Origin of the sequence: Azospirillum brasilense (genome assembly GCF_003349955.1) — a bacterium.
In the GTDB taxonomy this organism is placed as follows: domain Bacteria; phylum Pseudomonadota; class Alphaproteobacteria; order Azospirillales; family Azospirillaceae; genus Azospirillum; species Azospirillum brasilense_B.
The window spans coordinates 1-21215 of the sequence record NZ_QLKQ01000050.1 but is presented as its reverse complement, the minus strand read 5'-3'; the positions used below and the strand labels follow the sequence as shown (position 1 = coordinate 21215).

The 21215-nt window shown below is 70.3% G+C and carries 20 protein-coding genes; 16 read left to right on the top strand and 4 right to left on the bottom strand.

Annotated elements, in window-relative coordinates:
- Positions 1-166 precede the first annotated feature (166 nt).
- The 8 genes from DXK32_RS20685 to DXK32_RS20650 all read left to right on the top strand — a co-directional run bounded on the left by DXK32_RS20685 (position 167) and on the right by DXK32_RS20650 (position 7048).
- The gene (locus DXK32_RS20685; RefSeq protein WP_114860231.1) at positions 167-1453 is read left to right on the top strand and encodes an alanine racemase; all 1287 of its coding nucleotides are present in this window, start codon (positions 167-169) and stop codon (positions 1451-1453) included.
- 21 nt (positions 1454-1474) lie between these two features.
- Positions 1475-2143: an amino acid ABC transporter permease gene (locus DXK32_RS20680; RefSeq protein WP_114860230.1), complete on the top strand. Its 669-nt coding sequence runs from the start codon at positions 1475-1477 to the stop codon at positions 2141-2143.
- Between the two features lie 14 nt (positions 2144-2157).
- Positions 2158-2808, top strand: coding sequence for an amino acid ABC transporter permease (locus DXK32_RS20675; protein ID WP_014198859.1), 651 nt, complete (start codon positions 2158-2160; stop codon positions 2806-2808).
- Positions 2795-3523: an amino acid ABC transporter ATP-binding protein gene (locus DXK32_RS20670; protein ID WP_114860229.1), complete on the top strand. Its 729-nt coding sequence runs from the start codon at positions 2795-2797 to the stop codon at positions 3521-3523. Before DXK32_RS20675 ends, DXK32_RS20670 begins: the two co-directional genes overlap by 14 nt.
- 67 nt (positions 3524-3590) lie before the next feature.
- On the top strand, positions 3591-4391 hold the full coding sequence (locus DXK32_RS20665) for a transporter substrate-binding domain-containing protein (protein WP_114860228.1): 801 nt from the start codon (positions 3591-3593) through the stop codon (positions 4389-4391).
- Positions 4392-4426: 35 nt separating this feature from the next.
- Positions 4427-4771: a RidA family protein gene (locus DXK32_RS20660; RefSeq protein WP_040137383.1), complete on the top strand. Its 345-nt coding sequence runs from the start codon at positions 4427-4429 to the stop codon at positions 4769-4771.
- Positions 4772-4847: 76 nt separating this feature from the next.
- Positions 4848-5894: a succinylglutamate desuccinylase/aspartoacylase family protein gene (locus tag DXK32_RS20655; protein WP_114860227.1), complete on the top strand. Its 1047-nt coding sequence runs from the start codon at positions 4848-4850 to the stop codon at positions 5892-5894.
- Between the two features lie 44 nt (positions 5895-5938).
- Entirely contained in the window at positions 5939-7048 is a 1110-nt protein-coding gene (locus DXK32_RS20650) for a LacI family DNA-binding transcriptional regulator (protein ID WP_114860226.1), read from the top strand.
- A gap of 225 nt (positions 7049-7273) precedes the next feature.
- Here DXK32_RS20650 and DXK32_RS20645 read toward each other — a convergent pair whose 3' ends face one another.
- The 3 genes from DXK32_RS20645 to DXK32_RS20635 form a co-directional block, all read right to left on the bottom strand.
- Positions 7274-8140: a CPBP family intramembrane glutamic endopeptidase gene (locus DXK32_RS20645; protein ID WP_114860225.1), complete on the bottom strand. Its 867-nt coding sequence runs from the start codon at positions 8138-8140 to the stop codon at positions 7274-7276.
- Positions 8137-8808, bottom strand: a complete 672-nt coding sequence (locus DXK32_RS20640) for a TetR/AcrR family transcriptional regulator (RefSeq protein WP_114860224.1) — start codon at positions 8806-8808, stop codon at positions 8137-8139. The genes DXK32_RS20645 and DXK32_RS20640 overlap by 4 nt, the downstream gene beginning before the upstream one ends.
- Positions 8809-9038: 230 nt before the next feature.
- Entirely contained in the window at positions 9039-9935 is an 897-nt protein-coding gene (locus tag DXK32_RS20635) for a LysR family transcriptional regulator (protein ID WP_114860223.1), read from the bottom strand.
- Positions 9936-10197: 262 nt separating this feature from the next.
- On the opposite strand from DXK32_RS20635, the gene DXK32_RS20630 reads away from it, so the two are divergent.
- The 8 genes from DXK32_RS20630 (at position 10198) to DXK32_RS20595 (ending at position 19267) form a co-directional block, all read left to right on the top strand.
- Positions 10198-11532 carry an acyclic terpene utilization AtuA family protein gene (locus tag DXK32_RS20630; RefSeq protein ID WP_114860222.1) on the top strand — a complete coding sequence of 445 codons (1335 nt, stop codon included), beginning with the start codon at positions 10198-10200 and terminating at the stop codon, positions 11530-11532.
- A 3-nt stretch (positions 11533-11535) separates the two neighbouring features.
- Positions 11536-11883, top strand: a complete 348-nt coding sequence (locus DXK32_RS20625) for an AtuA-related protein (RefSeq protein ID WP_114860221.1) — start codon at positions 11536-11538, stop codon at positions 11881-11883.
- On the top strand, positions 11880-13112 hold the full coding sequence (locus DXK32_RS20620) for an ABC transporter substrate-binding protein (protein ID WP_114860220.1): 1233 nt from the start codon (positions 11880-11882) through the stop codon (positions 13110-13112). Before DXK32_RS20625 ends, DXK32_RS20620 begins: the two co-directional genes overlap by 4 nt.
- 33 nt (positions 13113-13145) lie before the next feature.
- Positions 13146-14042, top strand: coding sequence for a branched-chain amino acid ABC transporter permease (locus DXK32_RS20615; RefSeq protein WP_114860219.1), 897 nt, complete (start codon positions 13146-13148; stop codon positions 14040-14042).
- Positions 14039-15829 carry a branched-chain amino acid ABC transporter ATP-binding protein/permease gene (locus DXK32_RS20610; RefSeq protein ID WP_114860218.1) on the top strand — a complete coding sequence of 597 codons (1791 nt, stop codon included), beginning with the start codon at positions 14039-14041 and terminating at the stop codon, positions 15827-15829. The genes DXK32_RS20615 and DXK32_RS20610 overlap by 4 nt, the downstream gene beginning before the upstream one ends.
- On the top strand, positions 15823-16548 hold the full coding sequence (locus DXK32_RS20605) for an ABC transporter ATP-binding protein (protein ID WP_114860217.1): 726 nt from the start codon (positions 15823-15825) through the stop codon (positions 16546-16548). Before DXK32_RS20610 ends, DXK32_RS20605 begins: the two co-directional genes overlap by 7 nt.
- 67 nt (positions 16549-16615) lie before the next feature.
- Positions 16616-18076 carry an aldehyde dehydrogenase family protein gene (locus DXK32_RS20600; RefSeq protein ID WP_114860216.1) on the top strand — a complete coding sequence of 487 codons (1461 nt, stop codon included), beginning with the start codon at positions 16616-16618 and terminating at the stop codon, positions 18074-18076.
- Between the two features lie 27 nt (positions 18077-18103).
- Positions 18104-19267 carry an iron-containing alcohol dehydrogenase gene (locus tag DXK32_RS20595; RefSeq protein ID WP_114860215.1) on the top strand — a complete coding sequence of 388 codons (1164 nt, stop codon included), beginning with the start codon at positions 18104-18106 and terminating at the stop codon, positions 19265-19267.
- Between the two features lie 67 nt (positions 19268-19334).
- Here DXK32_RS20595 and DXK32_RS33205 read toward each other — a convergent pair.
- Positions 19335-21215, bottom strand: a 1881-nt coding sequence (locus DXK32_RS33205) for a calcium-binding protein (RefSeq protein WP_282184596.1), incomplete at its 5' end; no start/stop codon positions are given.

The window sequence follows — 21215 nt, the reverse complement described above, 5'->3', positions numbered from 1 at the left end:
GGGCCCCCTGTCCGGCGCGGCATCCCCGGAATCGCTCATGAAAGAATAAAATTTCATAAAACCATCATGACAACGTTGTCATCCAACCAAAACGACGATATGATAACGTTGTCATTAGCGATCACGTTCATCGCCTTGCCCTCATCTGGCCGGTCAGGATTGCCCCATGAGCCTGTTTCTCGATGCCCTGCTCGACAGCCCTTTGGACGACAGCATCCGGGGGGTACCGCCCGGAAGGGCGCCGCTGCGGCTGCGCGATGTCGGCGCCCTGGGCTGGAGGCCGGCCGCCGGTGACATGGCGCTCCCGGTGCTGACGCTCGACGAGGAGGCCTTCGCCGCCAACCGCGACCTGATCTTTGCCTACGCGCGCCGTCACGGTGTGGCTCTGGCCCCGCATGCCAAGACGCCGATGGCCCCGCAGATCGCCTCCGCCCTGGTGGAGGCCGGGGCCTGGGGCGCCACCGTCGCCAACCTGCAACAGGCCGCCGTTCTGCTGCGCGCCGGCGTGACCCGGCTGATCCTCGCCAACGAGATCGGCGGCCGGGCCAGCGGCGAGCGGCTGGGCGCGCTGCTCGCCGCCCACCCCGACGCCGACCTGCGCGCCTTCGCCGACTCCCCCGCCGCGGTCGAGACGCTCGCCGCCGCGGCGCGGGCCGCCGGGCGGCGGCTGCCGGTCCTGGTCGAGGTCGGCGCCGGCCGCGCCGGTGCCCGCGACCGGGCGGCGGTGGACGCGATCCTCGCCGCGGTCGTCCGCCATCCCGGCCTTCTCGTCCTCGACGGCGTCGCCACCTACGAAGGGGCGGTCGCCACCGCCGATCCGGCCGAGACCGCCGCCAACATCGCCGCCCTGATGGACCGGACGGCGGAGACCTTCGCCCTGGTACGCGCGCTGGCCCCGGAGCGGCCGCTGCTGCTCACCGCCGGCGGCTCCGCCTTCTTCGACATGGTGGTGACCGGTCTGGCACCGGTCGCCGAAGCCGATGGCAACGCCACGCTGGTGCTGCGCAGCGGCGCCATCTTCTTCCACGACCACGGCGTCTACGAACGCGCGCTCGGCGCGCTCGACGCCCGGCAAGGGTTCGCCTGCGGCGGCGCCACGGCGGCCGATTTCCGCCCGGCCCTGCGCCTGTGGGCGGAGGTGCTGACCCGGCCGGAGCCGGAACTGGCCATCTGCGGCTTCGGCATGCGCGACGCCTCCTTCGACCAGGGCCTGCCCCGCCCCCTGCGGGTCCACCGCGACGGCGCCGCGCTCTCCGCGGAGGGCCTGCGGGTGACCCGGCTGAACGACCAGCACGCCTTCGTCGCCGTGCCGGGCGGCCACGGTCTCACGGTCGGCGACATCGTCGAATTCGGAATCTCCCACCCCTGCACCTGCATCGACCGCTGGCGGGTGCTGTTCGGCCTCGGCGCCGATGGGCGGGTCCGCAGCGCCTACCGCACCTTCTTCGGCTGATCCAAGGCGGTCCGACACGCCATGCAGACATTGAATTTCCAGCAGCTCCTGCGCTACCAGGACCAGCTGATCGACGGCACGCTGCACACGCTGCTGCTGACCCTGGTCGCCGCGCTGATCGGCACCGCCATCGGCGTCGCCGGGGCGGCGGCGGTGCGCGGCGGGCCGCGCCCGGTGCGCTGGGCGATCCGCGGCTACGTCGAGCTGATCCGCAACACGCCGTCGCTGATCCAGCTCTTCGTGGTCTTCTTCGTGCTGCCCGGCTTCGGCCTGCGGATGGGCGCCTTCGAGGCGGCGGCGATCGCGCTCGGCCTCTATTTCGGCGCCTACTGCACCGAGATCGTCCGGGCCGGGCTCGACGCCATTCCCGGCAGCCAGGTCGAGGCCGGGCAGTGCCTGGGGCTCACCCGCTGGCAGGTGTTCCGCCACGTCGTGCTGCCGCCCGCCCTGCGCAGCGTCTATCCCGCCTTCACCAGCCAGTTCGTCCTGCTGCTGCTCGGCACCTCGCTGGCCTCGCAGATCTCGGCGGAGGAGCTGTTCCACACCGGCGGCTTCATCGAGACGCGCACCTACCGCAGCTTCGAGGTCTATGCCGTGATCTGCGGCATCTACTTCGCCCTGGTGATGATCTTCAAACTGCTGTTCGCCGCGGTGGGGCACCTCGCCTTCCGCTGGCCGGTGCGGCGCTGACGGAGACACCGGCCATGCGTTCCTTTTCCCTCGCCGACTTCCTGTCGCTGCTCAGCGCGCTGCAATGGACGGGCGTCCTCGTCCTCATCGCGCTCGCCTTCGGCGCTCCGCTGGCGTTGGGGCTGGCCCTGATGCGGACCAGCGCCCGCCGCGCGCTGCGCTGGACCGCCACCGCCTTTCTCCAGCTTGTCCAGGGCGTCCCGCTGCTCGGCCTGCTGATGTTCTTCTACTTCGGCATGCCGGTCTTCCTCGGGGTGGAGATGCCGCCGCTGGTCGCCGTCGGCATCGCCATGACCGTCTACACCGCCTCCTTCCTCGGCGAGATCTGGCGCGGCGGCATCGAGGCGGTGAAGCACGAGCAATGGGAGGCCGCCGCCTGCCTCGGCCTGTCGACCTGGCACCAGTTCCGCTACGTCATCGCCCCGCAGGCCTTCCGCATGGCGCTGCCGCCGACCGTCGGCTTCCTGGTCCAGCTCATCAAGGGCACGTCGCTGGCCTCCATCGTCGGCTTCGTCGAACTCGCCCGCGCCGGCCAGCTGGTCAGCGCCGCCACCTTCCAGCCCCTGCTGGTCTACTCGATCGTCGCGGCGATCTACTTCGCCGCCTGCCTGCCGCTCACCCTGTGGGCGCGTTCCCTGGAGGCCCGTCTCAATGGCGCTCGTTGACATCAAGAACGTTACCAAGAGCTACGGTTCCATCGAGGTGCTCAAGGGGGTTTCGCTCAGCATCGACGAGGGCGAGATCGTAACCATCATCGGCAAGTCGGGCTCCGGCAAATCGACCCTGCTGCGCTGCATCAACGCGCTGGAGCGCATCGACGGCGGCGAGATCACGGTGGAGGGCCAGCCGGTGCGCACCGACATGCCGAACCTGCGCGGCTTCCGCCAGCGCGTCGGCATCGTCTTCCAGGCCTTCAACCTGTTCCCGCACATGACGGTGGAGCGCAACATCACGCTCGCCCCGATCCTCAACAAGCGGATCGCCAAGGCGGAGGGCCGGGCGCTGGCGCTGGACGTGCTGGCCCGCGTCGGGCTGGCCGACAAGATCGACGCCTATCCGGCCCAGCTCTCGGGCGGGCAGCAGCAGCGCGTCGCCATCGCCCGCTGCCTCGCCATGGGGCCGCAGCTGATGCTGTTCGACGAGGTGACCTCGGCCCTCGACCCGGAGCTGGTCGGCGAGGTTCTGAAGGTGATGGAGGACATGGCGCGCCAGGGCATGACGATGGTCCTGGTCACCCACGAGATGGGCTTCGCCCGCAACGTCGCCTCCAAGATCGTCTTCATGCACCAGGGCCGCGTCTGGGAGGAGGGGCCGCCGGCGGACCTCTTCGCCAACCCCCGCACCCCCGAACTGCGGAGCTTCATCGCCTCCGCGCGCTGAGGCGCGCCGAACCGACCACCGGTTCCTCCCGAAAACCGGACAACCACCAGAACAGAGGAGCAATGTCGTGAGACTCTTCCGGACCCTTGCCGCCGCCGTGGCGGTCTGCGCCACCGTCGCCCTGTCCGCCGCCCTGCCGTCCGCCGCGAAGGCGGATGCCCTGCAGAACGCGCTGTCGGCCGGCAAGCTGCGCGTCGGCGTGCTGATGGACGCCGCCCCCTGGGGCTTCAAGGACGCCAAGGGCGAGGCCGCCGGCCTCGACATCGACCTCGCCAAGCTGATGGCCGCCGACATGGGCGTGAAGCTGGAGCTGGTCCAGGTGACCGGCGCCAACCGCATCCCCAGCCTGCTCGCCAACAAGGTGGACGTGCTGATCGCCGCCGCCGGCGCGACGCCGGAGCGCGCCCAGCAGGTGACATTCTCCCAGCCCTACGCGGCGGTCAATCTCGGCGTCTACGGGCCGAAGTCGATGGCCACCGCCACCGACCCGGAGGGTCTGAAGGGCCGCAGCATCGGCGTCGCCAAGGGCTCGACGCTCGACATCTGGCTGACCGACAACGTCCCCGGCGCCAAGCTGGTCCGCTTCGAGGACACCCCCGGCGCCATCGCCGCCTATCTGGCCGGGCAGGTCGAGACCTTCGCCGAGAACAGCGCCATCGCACTGAAGGTCGCGCAGGACAATCCCGGCAAGGAGGTCGAGCAGAAGTTCCTGATCCGCCAGTCGCCGGCCCATGTGGCCGTCCGCCACGGCGAGCAGGACTTGGTCAACTGGATCAACACCTTCCTGTTCTACAACCGCCTGAACGGCAAGCTGGGCGCCCTGCAGATGACGTGGTTCAAGGAAAAGCAGACGCTCCCGCAGATGTAACCCGCCGTTCGGCACCGCAAGAGAGGTTTCATTCGATGATCACGAGGTTCCAGGTCGGCTCGCGCATGAGCCAGGCCGTCGTCTGCCAGGGCATGGTCCACATCGCGGGTCAGGTCGCCAACAACCGCAAGGGTTCGATCGGGGAGCAGACCCGGGACGTGCTGGCGAAGATCGACGCCCTGCTGGAGGAGGCCGGCACCGACAAGTCGAAGCTGGTCGCCGTCAACGTCTTCCTGCCGCACATCACCGACTTTGACGCCATGAACGAGGTCTACGACGCCTGGATCGACCCGGCCAACCCGCCGGCCCGCGCCTGCACCGAGGCGCGGCTGGCCGACCCGGACCTGCGCGTCGAGATGACGGCGCTGGCCTCGCTGTAAGCGGGCTTTTTCGGCGAACCGGAGAAGGCGCCCGGCAAACGCTGCCAGGGCGCCCCTCCGCCAGAAGGTTTTTGGAATGCACACTGGCCTCTACCACGCGCTCGATTTCGCCGCCGACGGCAAGTCGCTGGATTTCCTCAGCATCCCGTTCTCGGTGGACCGCTCCCCCTATTATCAGGTGAAGGTCCCGGTCTGCCGCGTGCGCAACGGGGCTGGTCCGCGCGTGCTGCTGATGGCGGGCAACCATGGCGACGAGTACGAAGGCGAATTGCTGCTGGGCCGCCTGTTCCGCCGGCTCGACCCCGCGCGCATCCGCGGCGAGGTGACGATCCTGCCGGCCACCAACGCGCCGGCCGTGATGGCGGCGCGGCGCCGCTCGCCGCTGGACGAGGGCAACCTCAATCGCGCCTTCCCCGGCGATCCCGCCGGGTCTCCGACCTTCCGGCTGGCGCATTTCCTGGAGCACGAGCTGTTTCCGCGCCACGACGTGGTGTTCGACCTCCATTCCGGTGGCACCTCGATGGCCCACCTGCCGTGCGCCCTGATCGAGCGGCAGGGCACGCCCGAGCGGTTGGGCCGCGCCCTGGATCTGATGCGGGCGCTCGGCATGCCCTACGGCTTCGTGGCGGAGAACGGCGCGACGGCGCCGACCTCGATGGCGGCGGCGGCGCGGGCCGGGGTCATCGGCATCAGCGGCGAGTTCGGCGGCGGCGGCACGGTGACGCCGGAGACCATGGCCTACACCGCCCGCGCCATCGACAACCTGCTGATCGCCGTCGGCGTGACCGATGCGCCGGTCCTCGCGGCGTCCGGGCCTGCCCCGGCCTCCATGCAGTTGCCCATGCAACTGCTTCAGCTTGACAGCCACCGGCAGGCCATCTACGCGCTGCGGCGCGGCTGGTTCGAGCCGGCGGTCGATGTCGGGGCGCGGGTCGCCGCCGGCGACCTCGCCGGCTGGTTCCACGACCTGACGCGGCTCGACCAGCCGGAGGAGGAACTGCGCTTCCAGGAGGCGGGCATCGTCATCTCGCGGCGCCTGCACAGCGACAGCGAGGCCGGCGACTGCCTGATCCAGGTGGCGCGTCCGGTCGAGGAGGCGGGCATCCTGACGCGGGCGGCCTGACCGCGGATTCACAACCGCGGACCAACAGACGGGAGACGGGCGGCATGAGTGACACCGGTGCGGCAAAGCGGCCGCCGACCATCGACGACGTCCTCCGCCTGCGGGCAGCGGAACCGCTTCCTTCACGCGACGGGAACCCGGTCGAAGGGGTGCCCCGCGACGGGGCGGCTCCGCCGCGCATCGTCGAGATCGCCCGGCTTGCCGGGGTCTCGCCGATCACCGTCTCGCGCGCCCTGCGCCATCCGGAAAAGGTTGCCGAGGCCAAGCGCCGCAAGATCCTGGAGATCGTGGAGCGCACCGGCTACGCCACCAACCCCCACGCCCGCGCGCTGAGGTCCGGCCAGTCGAACATCGTCGCCGCCTTCGTCTCGAACCTGCAGAGCGAGCAGTTCTGCCTCGCGGTTCAGGGCTGCGGCGAGGTCCTGGAGCCGCAGGGCTACCAGCTGATGATCGGGCAGACCTCCTACTCCTACGCCAAGGAGACGACGATGATCCAGTCGCTGCGCGAGATGCGCCCGGCGGCGGTCATGTTCACCGGCGTCATCGAGATCGAGGAGAACCGGCGGGCTCTGCGGGCGCTGGGAATCCCGATCATGGAGACTTGGGCCTATCCCCGCGACCCGATCGACATGCTGGTCGGCTTCTCGAACATCGACAGCGGCCGCCAGGCGGCCGAGCATTTCGCCGAGCGCGGCTACCGCCGCGTCGGCTTCATCGGCCGCCGCAGCGGCCGCGGCGCCCTTCGCCTCACCGGTTTCCGCGAGGGCGCCCGCGCCGCCGGGCTCGACATCGTCGCCGAACTGTCGGTCGACGGGGTCAGCAGCATGGTCGACGGCCGCCGCGCGCTCGGCGACCTTCTGTCGCGCAACGCGGCGGTCGAGGCGGTGTTCTGCGCCAACGACCTGCTGGCCACCGGCGCGCTGCTGGAGGCGCGCCGGCTGGGCATGCGTCTGCCCGACGACATCGCCATTCTCGGCTTCGGCCACAACGACGTCGCCGAAGAGCTGCCGCCCGGCCTGACCACCATCGGGATCGACAGCCGCGACCTCGGCCGCCAGGCCGGATCGATGATCCTGCAGCGGATGCGCGGCGAGATGCCGTCGGAACCGATCTGCGCCGTCGAACTGACCCTGACCCGGCGCGGCAGCAGCTGAGGGGCCGTCCCCCGGTTGGACCTCGCCTTACGCGCGGCCGATACGCCCCGGATTCCCGCTTTCGCGGGAATGACGGAACTGGCGGGTATTCCCGGCACGAAAGCGTTTCCGGACGGCTCTCACAATCTCACCCCTCTGGTGGGTCACGACGTTTGCAACTCGTTTGCGTCCACGCGACGGCGCGTCACGCAAAACTCAGGCCCGTCTATTTCACGGAGAGTGCCTTCAGCGACGGCAAACCACGAACCGTCTTGCCGAAAAGGAGGCTTGGCCGAAAAAGAAGCTTGGATCGGCTGCGATGATGGCCGCAGTCAATGCGAAGAGAAGCCCCGTCTGGATCACCTTGGTGTCCGGATGGGTTTGAAAAACTTCGTTGAACAGACCGGCGCTCAGATGAAATACAATGGCGACAAGGATGCTGCGGTTGGAACGGTAATAGAGCCAGTTCATGATCAGCACGAACGGAAACAGGCTCAGCGCGAAATTCAGCGTGTGGATCCATCCACTTTCAGCGACTTGCGCCTGATAATAATGAGCGACCATGCCGAGTGGCGCATGCCAGACCGTCCAATAGAGGGCAAAGACGATCGAGGTCCAGAACAGCGTCATGTGACGCCTCAGGCAGTCGGTCCCATAGGAATGCCAGCTCAGCTCCTCGATGATCGGCGCCAGAACCAACGGGAACCAGCCCGGCAGGATGCCGGCGGAAAAGGAGGCATGGGCCGCAAAGCGGAATTGTTCGGTGCTGTAGCCGAGCAGCAGGGACAGGGCCTGCGCCAGAAGGATGCTGCCGAGCATGATGCCCGCGCCCAGAGTCGCAAGGCCCAGTTGCCGCCGGTCGGGCCGGGCCAGACGGCGGTGCAGGTCGTCGCGCAGAACCGGGTCGCGTCGCGTCAACCGCCAAGCGGTGAGGAAGGGAAAAAGCAGCCCCAGCAACAGAAGCGCGGCCACGATCGTCAGGCCGGCAGGCCCGATTCCGTCCCGATGGCTCAGCCATACCGCGCCTCCCCAGGCCATCCATGAGCCCAGCGTGGCAAGGGCGTAGAACGTCCAAGGACGGTCGTAGCGTTGAATGATCCGATCCTCGGTCATGATTGCGGCCGCCCCGCTTCGGCGGACCCCGGCGCCGCTCCGGCCAGAACGGCCAGAAATGCCGAGACGAGACTGCCCGGGCGCGCGCCGAGGGCGCGTTCGGTCAGGCGCAGCGTCGCCATCAGCCGCGCGCCCTGCTCGTCCTGCGACCAGCCGAACCGGGGATTCCCGAGCAGGAAGGCCTGTCCGGCGAGAATGAACTGAATGGTCGACAGCGGGTCCTCGACGGCGAAGTCCCCGGTTTCGCGGCCGCGCTCGATCACGTTGGCGAACAGGGGGCCGATCTTGAGGACCAGCGCAATGTTGGCCCGTTCCTGCAGTTCGACATTGTCCGGGTGATCGAGCGCCTGGGTCAGCGGCGCATGATCCGATTCCACCGCCTTCAGCGCGGTCAAAGCGAGGACCAGCGTTTCGTATGGCGCGCCTTCGGACGTTGCGATGACCCGCTCCACGTTCTCGGCCATGGCAGTCACCGTCGCCTCCGCCATGCGCGCCAGCAGGTCCCGCATGGACTGGAAGTAAAGATAGAAGGTGCCCTTTGCGATACCGGCCTCGCGAGCGATCTGATCGATCGACACGGCGCTGGCGCCGTGCTGGCGGAACAGCCGTGCGGCTGCGCTCAGGATTTCGGCGGATCGGACATCGGCAGGTTTGCTGGTGCGTGGCATGACATGCGCCCCAAATATGACTGACCGTCAGTCATTACACCGGGTGCGTTCCGTCCGGCAAGCTGTTGTTGAGGACTTTGGGGCAAAAAATTGGCAATGGGGGTGTCGCGGGGATGGCCGAACGCCAAGCGCAGCATCAGCCCGCTCTCAATGGCAACCGTCGCGCAGCGTCGCGGACCGCGCCTCGTCGCATTGTCGGCGGCGGTGTCCACGACGCGGTCGCCACCGGTTCACCCTTTCTCCACCAACGTCCCGCAGAGGTGATCGAGGAAGGCTTCGGCCAGCGGCGGGAGGGACCGCCCCGTCTTGCGGATGACCCTGAGGGGACGGGAAAATGCGAGCATGTCGATGGGGCGCGAGCGCAAGGTCGGCTCCGCGGCGATCTCGCGGGCGGAGCCCGGCAGGATCGTCAGGCCCAGCCCCGCCCGCACCATGGCGATCGCCGTCATCATGTAGGTCGCCTCGCAAACCGGCTTGGCGATCCGTCCGGCGGACAGGAACGCCTCGTCGACGATCTCGCGGACGCTGGTCGCCGGGTCCATCAGCACCAGCGGCACCTCGGCCAGCGTCTCGATGGTCACCCGCGGAAGATCGCCGACGGCATGGCCCTGCGGGAAGACGATGTGCATCCGGTCGCGCACCTCCAGCACCGTGTCGATGTCCTGTCCCTTCACCTCGCCCCCCGTAACCCCGAGATCCACCTCCTCCGACCGGACGAGCCCGAGCACGCGGCTGGCGATGACGTCCTTCAGAACGAAGGTCACGCCGGGGTGACGCTCGCGGAAGGACTGGATGGCGTCGGGCAGCACGCCCGCCGCGATGGTCGGCAGCGCCGCCACGCGCACCACCCCGCGCCGCATCGCGGCGATCTCATGGGTGTCGACCACCACGGCGTCCAGGTCGTGGACCATGCGCTGGAACACCGGCAGCAGTTCCCTGCCGATGCGGGTCAGCTCGACGGATCGCGTGTTGCGGTCGAACAGCTTGACCGCCAGGGCCTCCTCCAGCCGCCGGATCTGCACGGTCAGGGTCGGCTGGGCGACGTGCAGCGACTCCGCCGCCCGCGTGAAGCTGCGGGTCTGCGCGGCGGCGAGGAAGGCGCGTATCTGGCGGAGGCTGAGATCCATAGCTCAACTCTATTACTGGCATTGAATCAATTCAATTGTTTGCGCGAACAATCTCGATAAGGATGATCTGCATACAGCGGAATTCATCCCCGTCGGCGCGACGCGCCGCGGCGGAGGAACCGGAACGAAGAAGAACGCAAGGGGGGAGACCATGCCAGCCTCGATCACCGGCGGCGCCCAGACCGCCATGGGAGTCGCCATGGGCGCCGCCATCGGCGCCGCCGCGCCCCACCCCGTCCCGTCGCCGCGCTGAGGACCGTCGATGCAGCGCATCAGGATCGGGTCCGGCGCCGGCTATTCCGGCGACCGCATCGAGCCGGCCATCGATCTCGCCGAACGGGGCGGCCTCGACTACCTCGTCTTCGAATGCCTGGCCGAGCGGACGATCGCCCTGGCCCAGCAGGCGCGGCAGCGCGACCCGGCCGGGGGCTACGACCCGCTGCTGACGGTCCGCATGGCCGCCGTGCTCGGCGCCTGCCGGCGCCACGGGGTGCGGCTGATCACCAACATGGGGGCGGCCAACCCGCTCGGCGCCGCCGAGGCGACGCGGGCCGTCGCCCGCTCCCTGGGGCTGGACGGGCTGCGGATCGCCGCCGTGACCGGGGACGACGTGCTGGCGGTCGCCCGCGAACTCGACGTCGCCCTGGAGGACGGCGGCACCCTGCGCGGGCTCGGCGACCGCGTGATTTCGGCCAACGCCTACATCGGCGCCGGCCCCATCGTCGAGGCGCTGGCCGCTGGCGCCGACGTGGTCATCACCGGACGGGCCGCCGACCCGGCGCTGTTCCTCGCTCCGATGGTCCATGAATTCGGCTGGCGGATGGACGATTGGGACGCGCTGGGGCGCGGCACCATGGCCGGCCATCTGCTGGAATGCGCCGGGCAGGTGACCGGCGGCTATTTCGCGGACCCCGGTGTCAAGGACGTGCCGGCGCTCGCCCGGCTGGGCTTTCCCATCGGCGAAATCCACGCGGACGGCACCCTGGAGGTGACCAAGCTGCCCGGCACCGGCGGCTGCGTCACGCCGGCCACCGTGAAGGAGCAACTCCTCTACGAGATTCACGACCCGGCGCGCTATTACCAACCGGACGTGGTCGCCGACTTCTCCGCCGCCCGCGTCGAAGGCGACGGGCCGGACCGGGTGCGCGTCCATGGCGGGCGCGGCGCCGCGCGGACCGGGCTTCTGAAGCTGTCCATCGGCTACATCGACAGCTGCATCGGCGAGGGGCAGATCTCCTACGCCGGACCGGGAGCGGTCGAGCGCGGGCGGCTCGCGCTGGAGATCGTCCGCGAGCGGCTGGCCCTGACCGGCGTGCGGACCCAGGAATTGCGGTTCGACCTGATCGGCCTCGACGCGCTGCACGGCGACCGGCTGTCGCGCGGCCACGCGCCCTACGAGGTCCGCCTGCGGGTGGCCGGGCGGACGGCCACGCTGGAGGAGGCCGCCCGGATCGGGAACGAGGTCGAAACCCTCTACACCAACGGCCCGGCGGGCGGCGGCGGCGCCTGGAAATCGGCGCGTGAGATCGTCGCCGTCGCCTCCGCCCTGCTGCCGGAAAGCGCGGTGCGCACCACGGTCACCCTGCTGGAGGCGTAAGCCATGAAACTCCGGGACATCGCGCACGCCCGCTCCGGCGACAAGGGCAACATCTCCAACATCTCGGTCATCGCGCTGGACGAGACCGACTACCCGTTCCTGGCGGAGCATCTGACGGCCCAGAGCGTCGCCACGCATTTCCAGGGAATCGTGACCGGAACGGTGACCCGCTACGAGCTGCCGACCCTGGGGGCGCTCAACTTCGTGCTGACCGGGGCGCTCGGCGGCGGGGTCACCCGCTCGCTCGCCCTGGACGCCCACGGCAAGGCGCTGAGTTCCGCCCTGCTCGATCTCGAACTGCCGAGCCGCAACCGGCAGAACAACAACCAATATGGAGGGGAACGCCCATGACCAAGACGAAGACAGCGTCCACGAATACGGCGCCCGCGCGCCCGCGCCTGACGGCGCTCCTGGGCGCCGCCGCCGCCGTCCTGATGACCGCGTCGGTCCAGGCCCAGGCCGCCGATCCGATCAAGATCGCCTACAACGGCGACATCTCCGGCTCGCCGTCGGCGGAATCGGGGCAGATCGGCGTGCTCGGCATCGGCGCCGCCGTGGAGGACATCAACAAGCGCGGCGGCGTTCTCGGCCGCCCCCTGGAATTCCTGGTGCGCGACGACCTGGGCCAACCGCCCAAGGCGATCCAGAACATGACCGACCTGATCGACCGCGAGAAGGTCTCGGTCGTCTTCGGCCCGACCAATTCCGGCAACGCCCTGGCCTGGAAGCACATCGCCAACCAGAAGCGCATGCCGGTGCTGGTCTCCAGCGCGTCGAGCACGGCGATCACCGAGGGGCCGTCCAGCGGCAACTACCTGTTCCGCGTCTCCATGGTGGACCGCGAGCAGGCCGCCGCCCTGCTGGCCTATGTGAAGAAGAATCCGGAGGCGAAGGCGGTCGGCTTCTTCGTGGAGACGACCGGCTACGGACAGGCAGGGCTGAAGGATCTGGAGCAGATCGCGGCGCTGCACGGCATGAAGCCGGTCTCCATCGAAAAGTTCGACGCCCGCGACACCGACATGACCTCGCAGCTCAGCAAGGCCAAGGCGGCGGGTGCGGACACGCTGGTGGTCTGGGCGCAGGCGGCCCCGCTCGGTCATCTCGTGCGCAGCATGGAGAAGCTGGACTATTTCCCGAAGGTCTTCACCACCTGGGCGGCGTCCTTCAGCGGCTTCCCCGAGGTGGCCGGGCCGAAGCTGATGGAATGGCCGGTCTTCCTGACCACCTCCAGCGAGCGCAAGTCGGCGGAGGCGGACTCGCTGTTCGCGCGGATCGGGCCGAAGCTGGCCAACCCCTCGATGTTCTGGGCGGCCTCGCAGGCCTACGACACGGTCCTGCTGTGGGCCGCGGCGGCCGAGCAGGCCGGCGACACCAAGGGCGAGGCGGTGCGCGCCGCGCTGGAATCCCTGAACAAGCCGGTCGCCGGCATGGTCAAGACCTACGACAAGCCCTTCTCCGCGACCCAGCACGAGGGGCTGACGGCGGCGGACTACCACTGGTCGCGCTGGAAGGACGGCAAGGTCGTCGATTTCAACGACCCGGTGCTGGCCGGGCTGCAACCGGCGGACTTCAAGAAGTGACGCGGCCCGCCAACCGTCACGGAGGGTGACCCCATGCTGCAAGCCATCATCGGCGGGCTGACGCTGGGCAGCGTCTACGCCCTGATCGCCCTCGGCTTCAACCTGACCTACACCACCACGCGGACGCTGAACTTCGCGCAGGGTGACTTCGTGTCGGTCGGCGCCTTCGTCGGGCTGGGAACGGTGGGGGTGCTCACCGCGGCGCTGGGGGCCGACGCGGTCGGCTATGTCTGGCTCTACGCGCTGGCGGCGGTCGCCGCGGCGCTGGTGATGGGGGTGCTGGGCCTGCCGCTGTATCTGGCGGCGATCCGGCCCTTCGCCGGCAAGCCGGGCATGTCCTGGGTGGTCAGCACGATCGGCTTCGGCATCGTCCTGCAAAGCGCCGCCCTGTCGGTGTGGGGGCTGGGGGCGCGGATGCTGCCCGCCCCCTTCGGCGACGAGGTGTTCCGCATCGGCGAGGCCGGCTTCCGCTCGCAGGAGCTGGTGGTGCTGGTCCTCGCCGTCGCGATCCTGGGGGCGTTCGACGTCGCCATGCGGCGCACGGCCATCGGCCGCTGCATGCGGGCGGTGGCGCTGAACCGCGACGCCGCCGCCCTGATGGGCATCGACGTGCCCCGCGTCATGGCGATGGCCTTCCTCGCCAGCTCGGCGCTGGCCGGGCTGAGCGGCGTGCTGGTCGCGCCGATCCTGTCGGCCTCCCTCTTCATGGGGGTCATCATCGCCCTGAAGGGCTTCTCCGCGGCGATCATCGGCGGCCTGACCAACCCGCGCGGCTGCATGGCCGGCGGCCTGCTGATCGGCCTCGTGGAGTCCCTGACGGCCCTGTGGAGCGCGCAATGGCGGGAAATCATGGTCTTTCTCCTGGTCATCCTGGTGCTGGCCATGGCGCCCAACGGCCTGTTCGGCCGGAAGCTGGTGGAAAAGGTATGATGGAGGCCTCCGTACTCCGGCCGGCGGTCCGCCGTTCCGCCCTGCTGCGGGCGGCCCCGGCCCTGGGCATCGGCGCGGCGCTGGTGGCGCTCGCCCTGACGCTGAGCAACGATTTCTACCTCTACGTCGCCTTCATGGCCGGCGTTTACTACATCTGCGCCTCCGGCATGAACGTGCTGGCCGGCTATGCCGGGCAGAAGTCGCTCGGGCAGGCCGGGCTGTTCGCGGCGGGGGCCTACACGGTGGCCCTGCTGACGACCCGGCTGGAGGTCCCGCCGGCGCTGGCGCTGGCCGCAGCACCGCTGGTGGCCGCCGCGGTGGGCGTGCTGATCGCCCTGCCCTCGCTGCGGGTGAAGGGACCCAGCCTCGCCCTGGTCACGCTGGCCTTCGGGCTGGTGGTGGAGAAGCTGGTCACCGAATGGACCGACCTGTTCGGCGGCGCCCAGGGCGTCTACGGCATCGCCCCGTTGACGTGGGGCGACGAGCCCTTCGCGCTGAAGCACTGGGTGGTCCTGGTGATCGTTCTGGGCGTGGCGGTCCATCTCGCCCTGTCGCATCTGCTGAACGGGCGGTTCGGGCGGGCGCTGCTGGCTTTGCAGAGCGACGAGATCGCCGCGGAGTGCGCGGGCATCTCGGTCTACCGCTACAAGACGCTGGCCTTCGTGCTGGCCGCCGCGCTGTGCGGGCTGGGCGGCGCGCTGGTGGCGCAGCAGAACCAGTATTTCAATTCCGATTTCGTGACCTTCCACCTGTCGGTCTTCATCCTTCTGCTGGTGCTGCTGGGCGGGGCCGGCAACATCTACGGCCCCATCGCGGGGGCGGCGATCCTCACGATGACCGAGGTGTTCCTGGCGCAATGGCCGTCGGTGCAGCACTTCATCTACGGCGCGATGCTGCTGTTCGCGCTCTACCTGATGCCGACGGGCGTCGCCGGCGCCATCGCGCGCGTCCTGCCCCGCCGGACGGCCGCGCTGGACGGTCTGGAAGCTCCCCCCTTGGTGGCGATGGAGCGCGGCCGGGCGGAACCGTCGGGCGGCCCCCTGCTGGAGGTGACCGACGTCAGCAAGGCGTTTGGCGGCGTGGTGACCGCCGACAAGGTCGGGCTGCGGCTGCACGCCCACCGGGTCCACGCCCTGATCGGTCCCAACGGCGCCGGCAAGAGCACGCTCATCAACATCCTGACCGGCGTGATCTCCGCGGACTCCGGAACGATCCGGCTGGCCGGACAGGACATCACCCGCGGCACGGCCCACGCCCGCGCCGCCCGCGGCATCGCCCGCACCTTCCAGAACCTGCGCCTGTTCGGCTCCATGACGGTGCTGGACAACGTGCTGATCGGCGCCCACGCGCGGATCGGCGTGACCGGGCGGGAGGAGGACGCCGTCGCCAAGGCGAAGGCCGTCCTGGACTTCGTGGGGCTGGGCGAGCATGCCGGGGCGCTGGCCGGCAGCCTGCCCTACGGCCTGCAACGCCGCGTCGAGCTGGCCCGCGCGCTGGCCGGAGACCCGGTCCTGCTGCTGCTGGACGAGCCCGCCGCCGGCCTGAACCCGCGGGAGACCGCCGAGCTTGGGCAGCTCATCACGCGCATCGGCCAGCTCGGCGTCGCGGTGCTGATGGTGGAGCACGACATGGGCCTGGTGATGAGGATCTCCGACGAGATCGTCGTCCTCGACCGGGGCGTGGTGATCGCCGAGGGCGCGCCCCGCGACATCCAGACCAACCCCCGCGTCATCGAGGCCTATCTGGGCCGCGAGGACAACCAGGACCAGGAGGAGCGCCCATGCTGACCGTCGCCGACCTGAGCGTCTCCTATGGGCCGATCCGCGCCTTGCGCGGGGTGTCCATCCGGGTCGGGGCCGGCGAGATCGTCGCCCTGATCGGCGCCAACGGCGCCGGAAAGAGCAGCCTTCTGCGCGGCATCACCGGCCTCGTCCCGGCAACCGGCCGGGTGACCTTCGACGGCCGGCCGATCGACGGGCTGAGCACCCCGCAGCGCGTCGCGCTGGGCGTCGCCATGGCCCCGGAGGGGCGGCAGATCTTCACCGACCAGACGGTCCACGAGAATCTGCTGCTCGGCGGGCATCTGCTGCGCGGCCGGCCGCAGCGCGTCGCCGCCAACATCGACCGCTTCTACGCGCTGTTCCCTCGCCTGTTGGAACGGCGCGACCAGATCGCCGGCACGCTGAGCGGCGGCGAGCAGCAGATGCTCGCCATCGCCCGCGCCCTGATGACGGAACCCAAGCTGCTGATCCTCGACGAACCCTCGCTCGGGCTCGCGCCGATCATCACCGCCGACATCTTCCGGACGCTCGTCGGTCTGCGCCGGGACGGCATGACCATCCTGCTGGTCGAGCAGATGGCCAACCAGGCGCTGGCCATCGCCGACCGCGCCTATGTGCTGGAGGGCGGGTCGATCGTGCTGGAGGGCGCCGCCGCGACGCTGCGCCGCGACCCCCGCATCCGCGAAGCCTATCTCGGCGGCGACCTCGCCCACCACGCGGCCTGACCGGCGGCGCTTATCCCAATCGGCCGCCGAGCGGCGGCCCTGCCACACTCCAAATTCGGATGCCCCCATGTCCCTGCCTTCCTACGACTGCTTCATCGACGGCCAATGGCGCCCGGCCCATTCGCGCGAGACGCTGGAGATCCTCGATCCCGCCGACGGCGCCGTCCTCGCCCACATCGCCCGCGGCGGCGCGTCGGACATCGACGAGGCCGTGCGGGCGGCGCAGGCGGCGCTGCCCGGCTGGGCCGATTGCGTGCCGGTGCAGCGCGGCCGCGTCCTTTACGCCATCGCCCGCCGCATCCTGGAGGAGCAGGACCGCCTCGCCCGCCTCGAAAGCCAGGACACCGGCAAGCCGCTGGCCCAGGCCCAGGCCGACGCCATCGCCGCGGCGCGCTTCTTCGAGTATTACGCCGGCGTCGCCGACAAGGTGCTGGGCAGCTCCATCCCGCTCGGCCCCGACTACGCCGACTTCACGGTGCGCGAGCCGCTGGGCGTGACGGCGCAGATCGTGCCCTGGAACTACCCGCTGCAGATCGCCTCCCGCGGGCTGGCGCCGGCGCTGGCGACCGGCAACACGGTGGTCCTGAAGCCCGCCGAGCTGGCCTGCCTCAGCGTGCTGGAGCTGACCCGCATCTGCCACGAGGAGGGGCTGCCCCCCGGCGTGCTGAACGTCGTTCCGGGCCTGGGGCAGGAGGCGGGATACGCCCTCGCCGCGCACCCCGGCGTCAATCTGGTCGTCTTCACCGGGTCGGTCGCGACCGGCGCCCAGGTGATGCGCACGGCGGCGGACAACATCGTCCCGGTGCTGCTGGAGCTGGGCGGCAAGTCGCCGAACATCGTGCTGGCCGACGCCGACCTCGACGACGCGCTGCCGGTGCTCCTGAAGGCGGCCTTCCCCAACTCGGGCCAGACCTGCTCGGCCGGGTCGCGCGTTCTCGTGCAGCGCGCCCGGCACCGCGAGCTGGTCGACCGGCTGGCGGCGCTCTGCCACGGCCTGAAGGTTGGCCCCGGCCTGCAAAACCCCGACATCGGCCCGCTGGTCAGCCGCGCGCAGCAAGGCAAGGTGATGGATTACATCGGGATCGCCCGCGACGAGGGGGCGGAGGTCATCACCGGCGGGACGCCCCTGCCCGGCGCCGACCTCGGCCGGGGGAACTTCGTGTCGCCGACGCTGCTGGACGGCGCGCGCCCGGAGATGCGCGTCCATCGGGAGGAGATCTTCGGCCCGGTGCTGACCATCCTGCCCTTCGACGAGATCGAGGAGGCGGCGGCGCTCGCCAACGCGACCGACTACGGGCTGGTCGCCGGCATCTGGGGCCGCGACGTCGGCGCCACCAACTGGCTGGCCCGCACCGTCAAGGCGGGGCAGATCTTCATCAACTGCTACGGCGCCGGCGGCGGCGTGGAGCTTCCCTTCGGCGGGTACCGCAAGTCCGGCTTCGGGCGCGAGAAGGGCCTCGACGCGCTGCTGTCCTACACGCAGGTGAAGAACATCTGCACCCGCATCGCCCTGCCCCGCCGTTCCTGAGCCCCTCCGCATCACGAGGCCTTCACCATGTCCGCCTTCCCCGTTTCCTCCTTCTCCTGCCCGACGAAGATCCTCTTCGGCGTCGGGGCGCACGAGCAGCTTCCCGACGTCCTGCGCGAATGGAACGCCACGCGCCTGTTCGTCCTGCTGGACCCGGCCCTGGCCGACAGCGCCATCTTCCGCCGGATCGAGGCGCTTCTGACCGGCAACGGCGTCGCCCTGTCCGTCTTCACCGGCATCGAGCCGGAACCGGGCGACCGGACGGTGCAGGCCGCTTTCGAACGCTGCCGGGAACAGGACGCCCAGGCGCTGCTGGCCATCGGCGGGGGAAGCACCATCGACGTGGCGAAGGCGGTGGGCATCCTGATGACCAACGGCGGCCGGATCGCCGACTATGAGGGGATCGAGAAATTCGCGATCCGCCCCCTGCCGCTGATCGCCGTGCCGACGACCGCCGGCACCGGGTCGGAGGTGTCGGGGGCCTGCGTCATCACCGACACCGAACGCAAGACCAAGATGGCCATCCGCCACGCGGCCTTCAGCCCGGCGCAGGTCGCCATCCTCGATCCCCTCGCGGTCGGCTCCATGCCGGCCCACGTCGCCGCGCACGCCGGGGTCGACGCCTTCGTGCACGCCTTCGAATCCTACCTGTCCAAGCGGGCGACGGTCTTTTCCGACGCCGTGAACCTGCACGCGATGACCCTGATCGCCGGAAGCATCCGCCCCTTCGTCGCCGACCGGACCAACGTTCCGGCGGCGCTGGACATGCTGTGCGGGTCGGCGCTGGCGGCGATGTCCTTCGGCGTCACCGGCCTCGGCAACGTGCACTGCATGGCGATGTCGGTCGGCGCCCTCTTCCCCGTCCCGCACGGGTTGGCCAACGCGGTCTGCCTGCCCTACGCGGCGGCCTTCAACGTGCCGGCCAAGCCGGAGCGCTTGGCCCGGGTCGCCGGGATCCTGGGAATGGAGACCGCCGGTCTTCCCCAGGACCAGGCCGCGGCGGCCGCCGTGGATGGCCTGCGGACGCTGTGCGCCGATCTCGGTATTCCGCAGCGCCTGCGCGATGTGGGCGTGACCGAGGACCGGCTGGACGAGATGGCCCGGCGCAGCTATGCGGCCGATTACAACCGCTGGAATCCGCGCCACACCAGCGAGGCGGATTTCCAGGACCTGTTCCGCGCGGCCTTCTGATCCGAAGCGAGCGGCCCCTCGCGACGTCGGTGCGAAACGCGCAGCGACGTCGTGGGGGTCCGCCTTGTCAGCCGAACCAGGCGGCGACGTTTCCGGTCTGGCCGACGATGGTGATGCGGTTGCCCCCGCCGACGTCGAGCGTGGTGTTGCCGCCCTCCACCCGCGCCGAGCGGATCACCGCGCCGAGGTCGATGGTGGCGTCGTAGAGCGCCAGCCGGTCCACCCCGACCTCGAAGTCCATCACCACCGACCCGCCCGAGCCGCGTCCGAAGGCGAAGACGTCCGCCCCGGCGCCGCCCCACAGCGTGTCCGCACCGCCGTCGGCGAACAGCAGGTCGTTGCCCGAACCGCCGTGCAGCAGGTCGTTGCCCGCCCCGCCGAACAGCGTGTCGTCGCCCTCCTCCCCGAACAGCGTGTCGTCGCCGTCGCCGCCAACCCCGAGGTCGTTGCCCGCCCCGAGCCCGATCAGGTCGTTGCCCGACCCGCCCAGCGCCGTGTCGTTGCCCGACCCGCCGCTGATCGTGTCGTCGCCCTCGTCGCCGGACAGAAGGTCGTCGCCGTCCTCACCGAACAGCAGGTCGTTGCCCGACCCGCCGCTCAGCGTGTCGTTGCCCTCCTCGCCGGTCAGCGTGTCGTCGCCCTCCTCGCCGAACAGGATGTCGTTCCCCGTCCCGCCGAACAGCCGGTCGTTGCCCGTCCCGCCGCCGATCAGGTCGTTGCCCGCCCCGCCGAGCAGCCAGTCGTCGTCCTCGCCGCCGTGCACCACGTCGTCGCCGTCGTCGCCGTACAGCGTGTCGTTGCCGCCGGCGCTGGTGATCGTGTCGTTGCCGCCGCCGCCGTGCAGGATGTCGTCGCCGGCGCCCAGATGCATGTACTGCTCGTGGTCGTCGCCGTAGACGATCTGCTCGCCGTCGCCGCCGACCAGCGTCGCGTTGCCGACCACCGCCGCGAACTCGATGTTGTCGAGCTGGATGGTCACCGGCCCGGCCAGGGCCGTGGTGTTGAGCACCACCGCGGTCGGCGCCGTGCTGGCGATCCCGGTGCCGCCCAGCGTGGTGCCGGTCACCTTGGTCTGCACCGCCTCGCCGGCGGCCACGCCGGGCGCGGTGAAGTCGATGGCCCGCACCAGAAGCTGGGCCTGGGTCGACAGAACCGACAGGAAGCCCGAGCCGCCGCCGGTCAGCCCGCTGCGCGAGGCCGTGCCCTCGTCGGTGCGCGCCTCGATGGCGGCGATCAGCCCGGTCAGCCCGGTCAGCGCCTGGCTGGCCGTCTGCCGCTCGGCGGCCCCCGTGGCGGTCACCGCCACGCCGGTGGAGACGCTGACCGTCAGGGTGGTCTGGGTGGAGACCTGGCCGGTCTGGCGGTCGACCACCTGCTCGCGCACCACCGGCACGTCGGCGAGGTCGGGGTTGGCGGTGCTGCTGTCCTCGACGCGGGTGCCGGTGCTGGCCGCGATGGTCACGGTGGTGGTGCGGCTGCCGTCGCCGTTGGTGGTGATCGAACCGTTGACGGTGGCGCCGTCCACGGTGGCGACCGGCGGCGGGGCGACCGGGGCGGGCTTCTCCACGGTGGCGGTGAGCTTCTCCGTCGTCGCGGTGAAGGGCGCCGACGCGTTGCCCGCCGGGTCGGTCAGGGTCAGCGTCAGCGTCAGCGTGCCGTCGCCCAGCCCGGAGAGGTCGAGCCCGCCCACCTGGGCGGTCGGTCCGCTCATCACGCCGCTGCCGGTGACCTGGCCGCCGCCGGCGGAGGTGATCGTCCAGGCGAAGGCGGCCCCGGCCTCGCCGCCGCTGATGGTGAAGGCGGTGCTGGACTGCTCGATGGCGTCGATGCTGTCGTCGTCGAACAGCACGGTGGCGGTCGGCGGGGTGGTGTCGACGGTCAGCGAGCGGGTGCCCGGCGCCGAGACGTTGCCCGAGGCGTCGGTGGCGGTGGCCGAGACCGGGTTGGC

Excerpts from the sequence above, each read along its gene's own strand:
- DXK32_RS20685 (WP_114860231.1), top strand. The coding sequence starts at position 167 with ATGAGCCTGTTTCTCGATGCCCTGCTCGACAGCCCTTTGGACGACAGC.
- DXK32_RS20670 (WP_114860229.1), top strand. The coding sequence starts at position 2,795 with ATGGCGCTCGTTGACATCAAGAACGTTACCAAGAGCTACGGTTCCATC.
- DXK32_RS20680 (WP_114860230.1), top strand. The coding sequence starts at position 1,475 with ATGCAGACATTGAATTTCCAGCAGCTCCTGCGCTACCAGGACCAGCTG.
- DXK32_RS20610 (WP_114860218.1), top strand. The coding sequence starts at position 14,039 with ATGATGGAGGCCTCCGTACTCCGGCCGGCGGTCCGCCGTTCCGCCCTG.
- DXK32_RS20605 (WP_114860217.1), top strand. The coding sequence starts at position 15,823 with ATGCTGACCGTCGCCGACCTGAGCGTCTCCTATGGGCCGATCCGCGCC.
- DXK32_RS20650 (WP_114860226.1), top strand. The coding sequence starts at position 5,939 with ATGAGTGACACCGGTGCGGCAAAGCGGCCGCCGACCATCGACGACGTC.
- DXK32_RS20675 (WP_014198859.1), top strand. The coding sequence starts at position 2,158 with ATGCGTTCCTTTTCCCTCGCCGACTTCCTGTCGCTGCTCAGCGCGCTG.
- DXK32_RS20640 (WP_114860224.1), bottom strand. The coding sequence starts at position 8,808 with ATGCCACGCACCAGCAAACCTGCCGATGTCCGATCCGCCGAAATCCTG.
- DXK32_RS20655 (WP_114860227.1), top strand. The coding sequence starts at position 4,848 with ATGCACACTGGCCTCTACCACGCGCTCGATTTCGCCGCCGACGGCAAG.
- DXK32_RS20660 (WP_040137383.1), top strand. The coding sequence starts at position 4,427 with ATGATCACGAGGTTCCAGGTCGGCTCGCGCATGAGCCAGGCCGTCGTC.
- DXK32_RS20635 (WP_114860223.1), bottom strand. The coding sequence starts at position 9,935 with ATGGATCTCAGCCTCCGCCAGATACGCGCCTTCCTCGCCGCCGCGCAG.
- DXK32_RS20630 (WP_114860222.1), top strand. The coding sequence starts at position 10,198 with ATGCAGCGCATCAGGATCGGGTCCGGCGCCGGCTATTCCGGCGACCGC.
- DXK32_RS20600 (WP_114860216.1), top strand. The coding sequence starts at position 16,616 with ATGTCCCTGCCTTCCTACGACTGCTTCATCGACGGCCAATGGCGCCCG.
- DXK32_RS20615 (WP_114860219.1), top strand. The coding sequence starts at position 13,146 with ATGCTGCAAGCCATCATCGGCGGGCTGACGCTGGGCAGCGTCTACGCC.
- DXK32_RS20595 (WP_114860215.1), top strand. The coding sequence starts at position 18,104 with ATGTCCGCCTTCCCCGTTTCCTCCTTCTCCTGCCCGACGAAGATCCTC.
- DXK32_RS20645 (WP_114860225.1), bottom strand. The coding sequence starts at position 8,140 with ATGACCGAGGATCGGATCATTCAACGCTACGACCGTCCTTGGACGTTC.
- DXK32_RS20620 (WP_114860220.1), top strand. The coding sequence starts at position 11,880 with ATGACCAAGACGAAGACAGCGTCCACGAATACGGCGCCCGCGCGCCCG.
- DXK32_RS20625 (WP_114860221.1), top strand. The coding sequence starts at position 11,536 with ATGAAACTCCGGGACATCGCGCACGCCCGCTCCGGCGACAAGGGCAAC.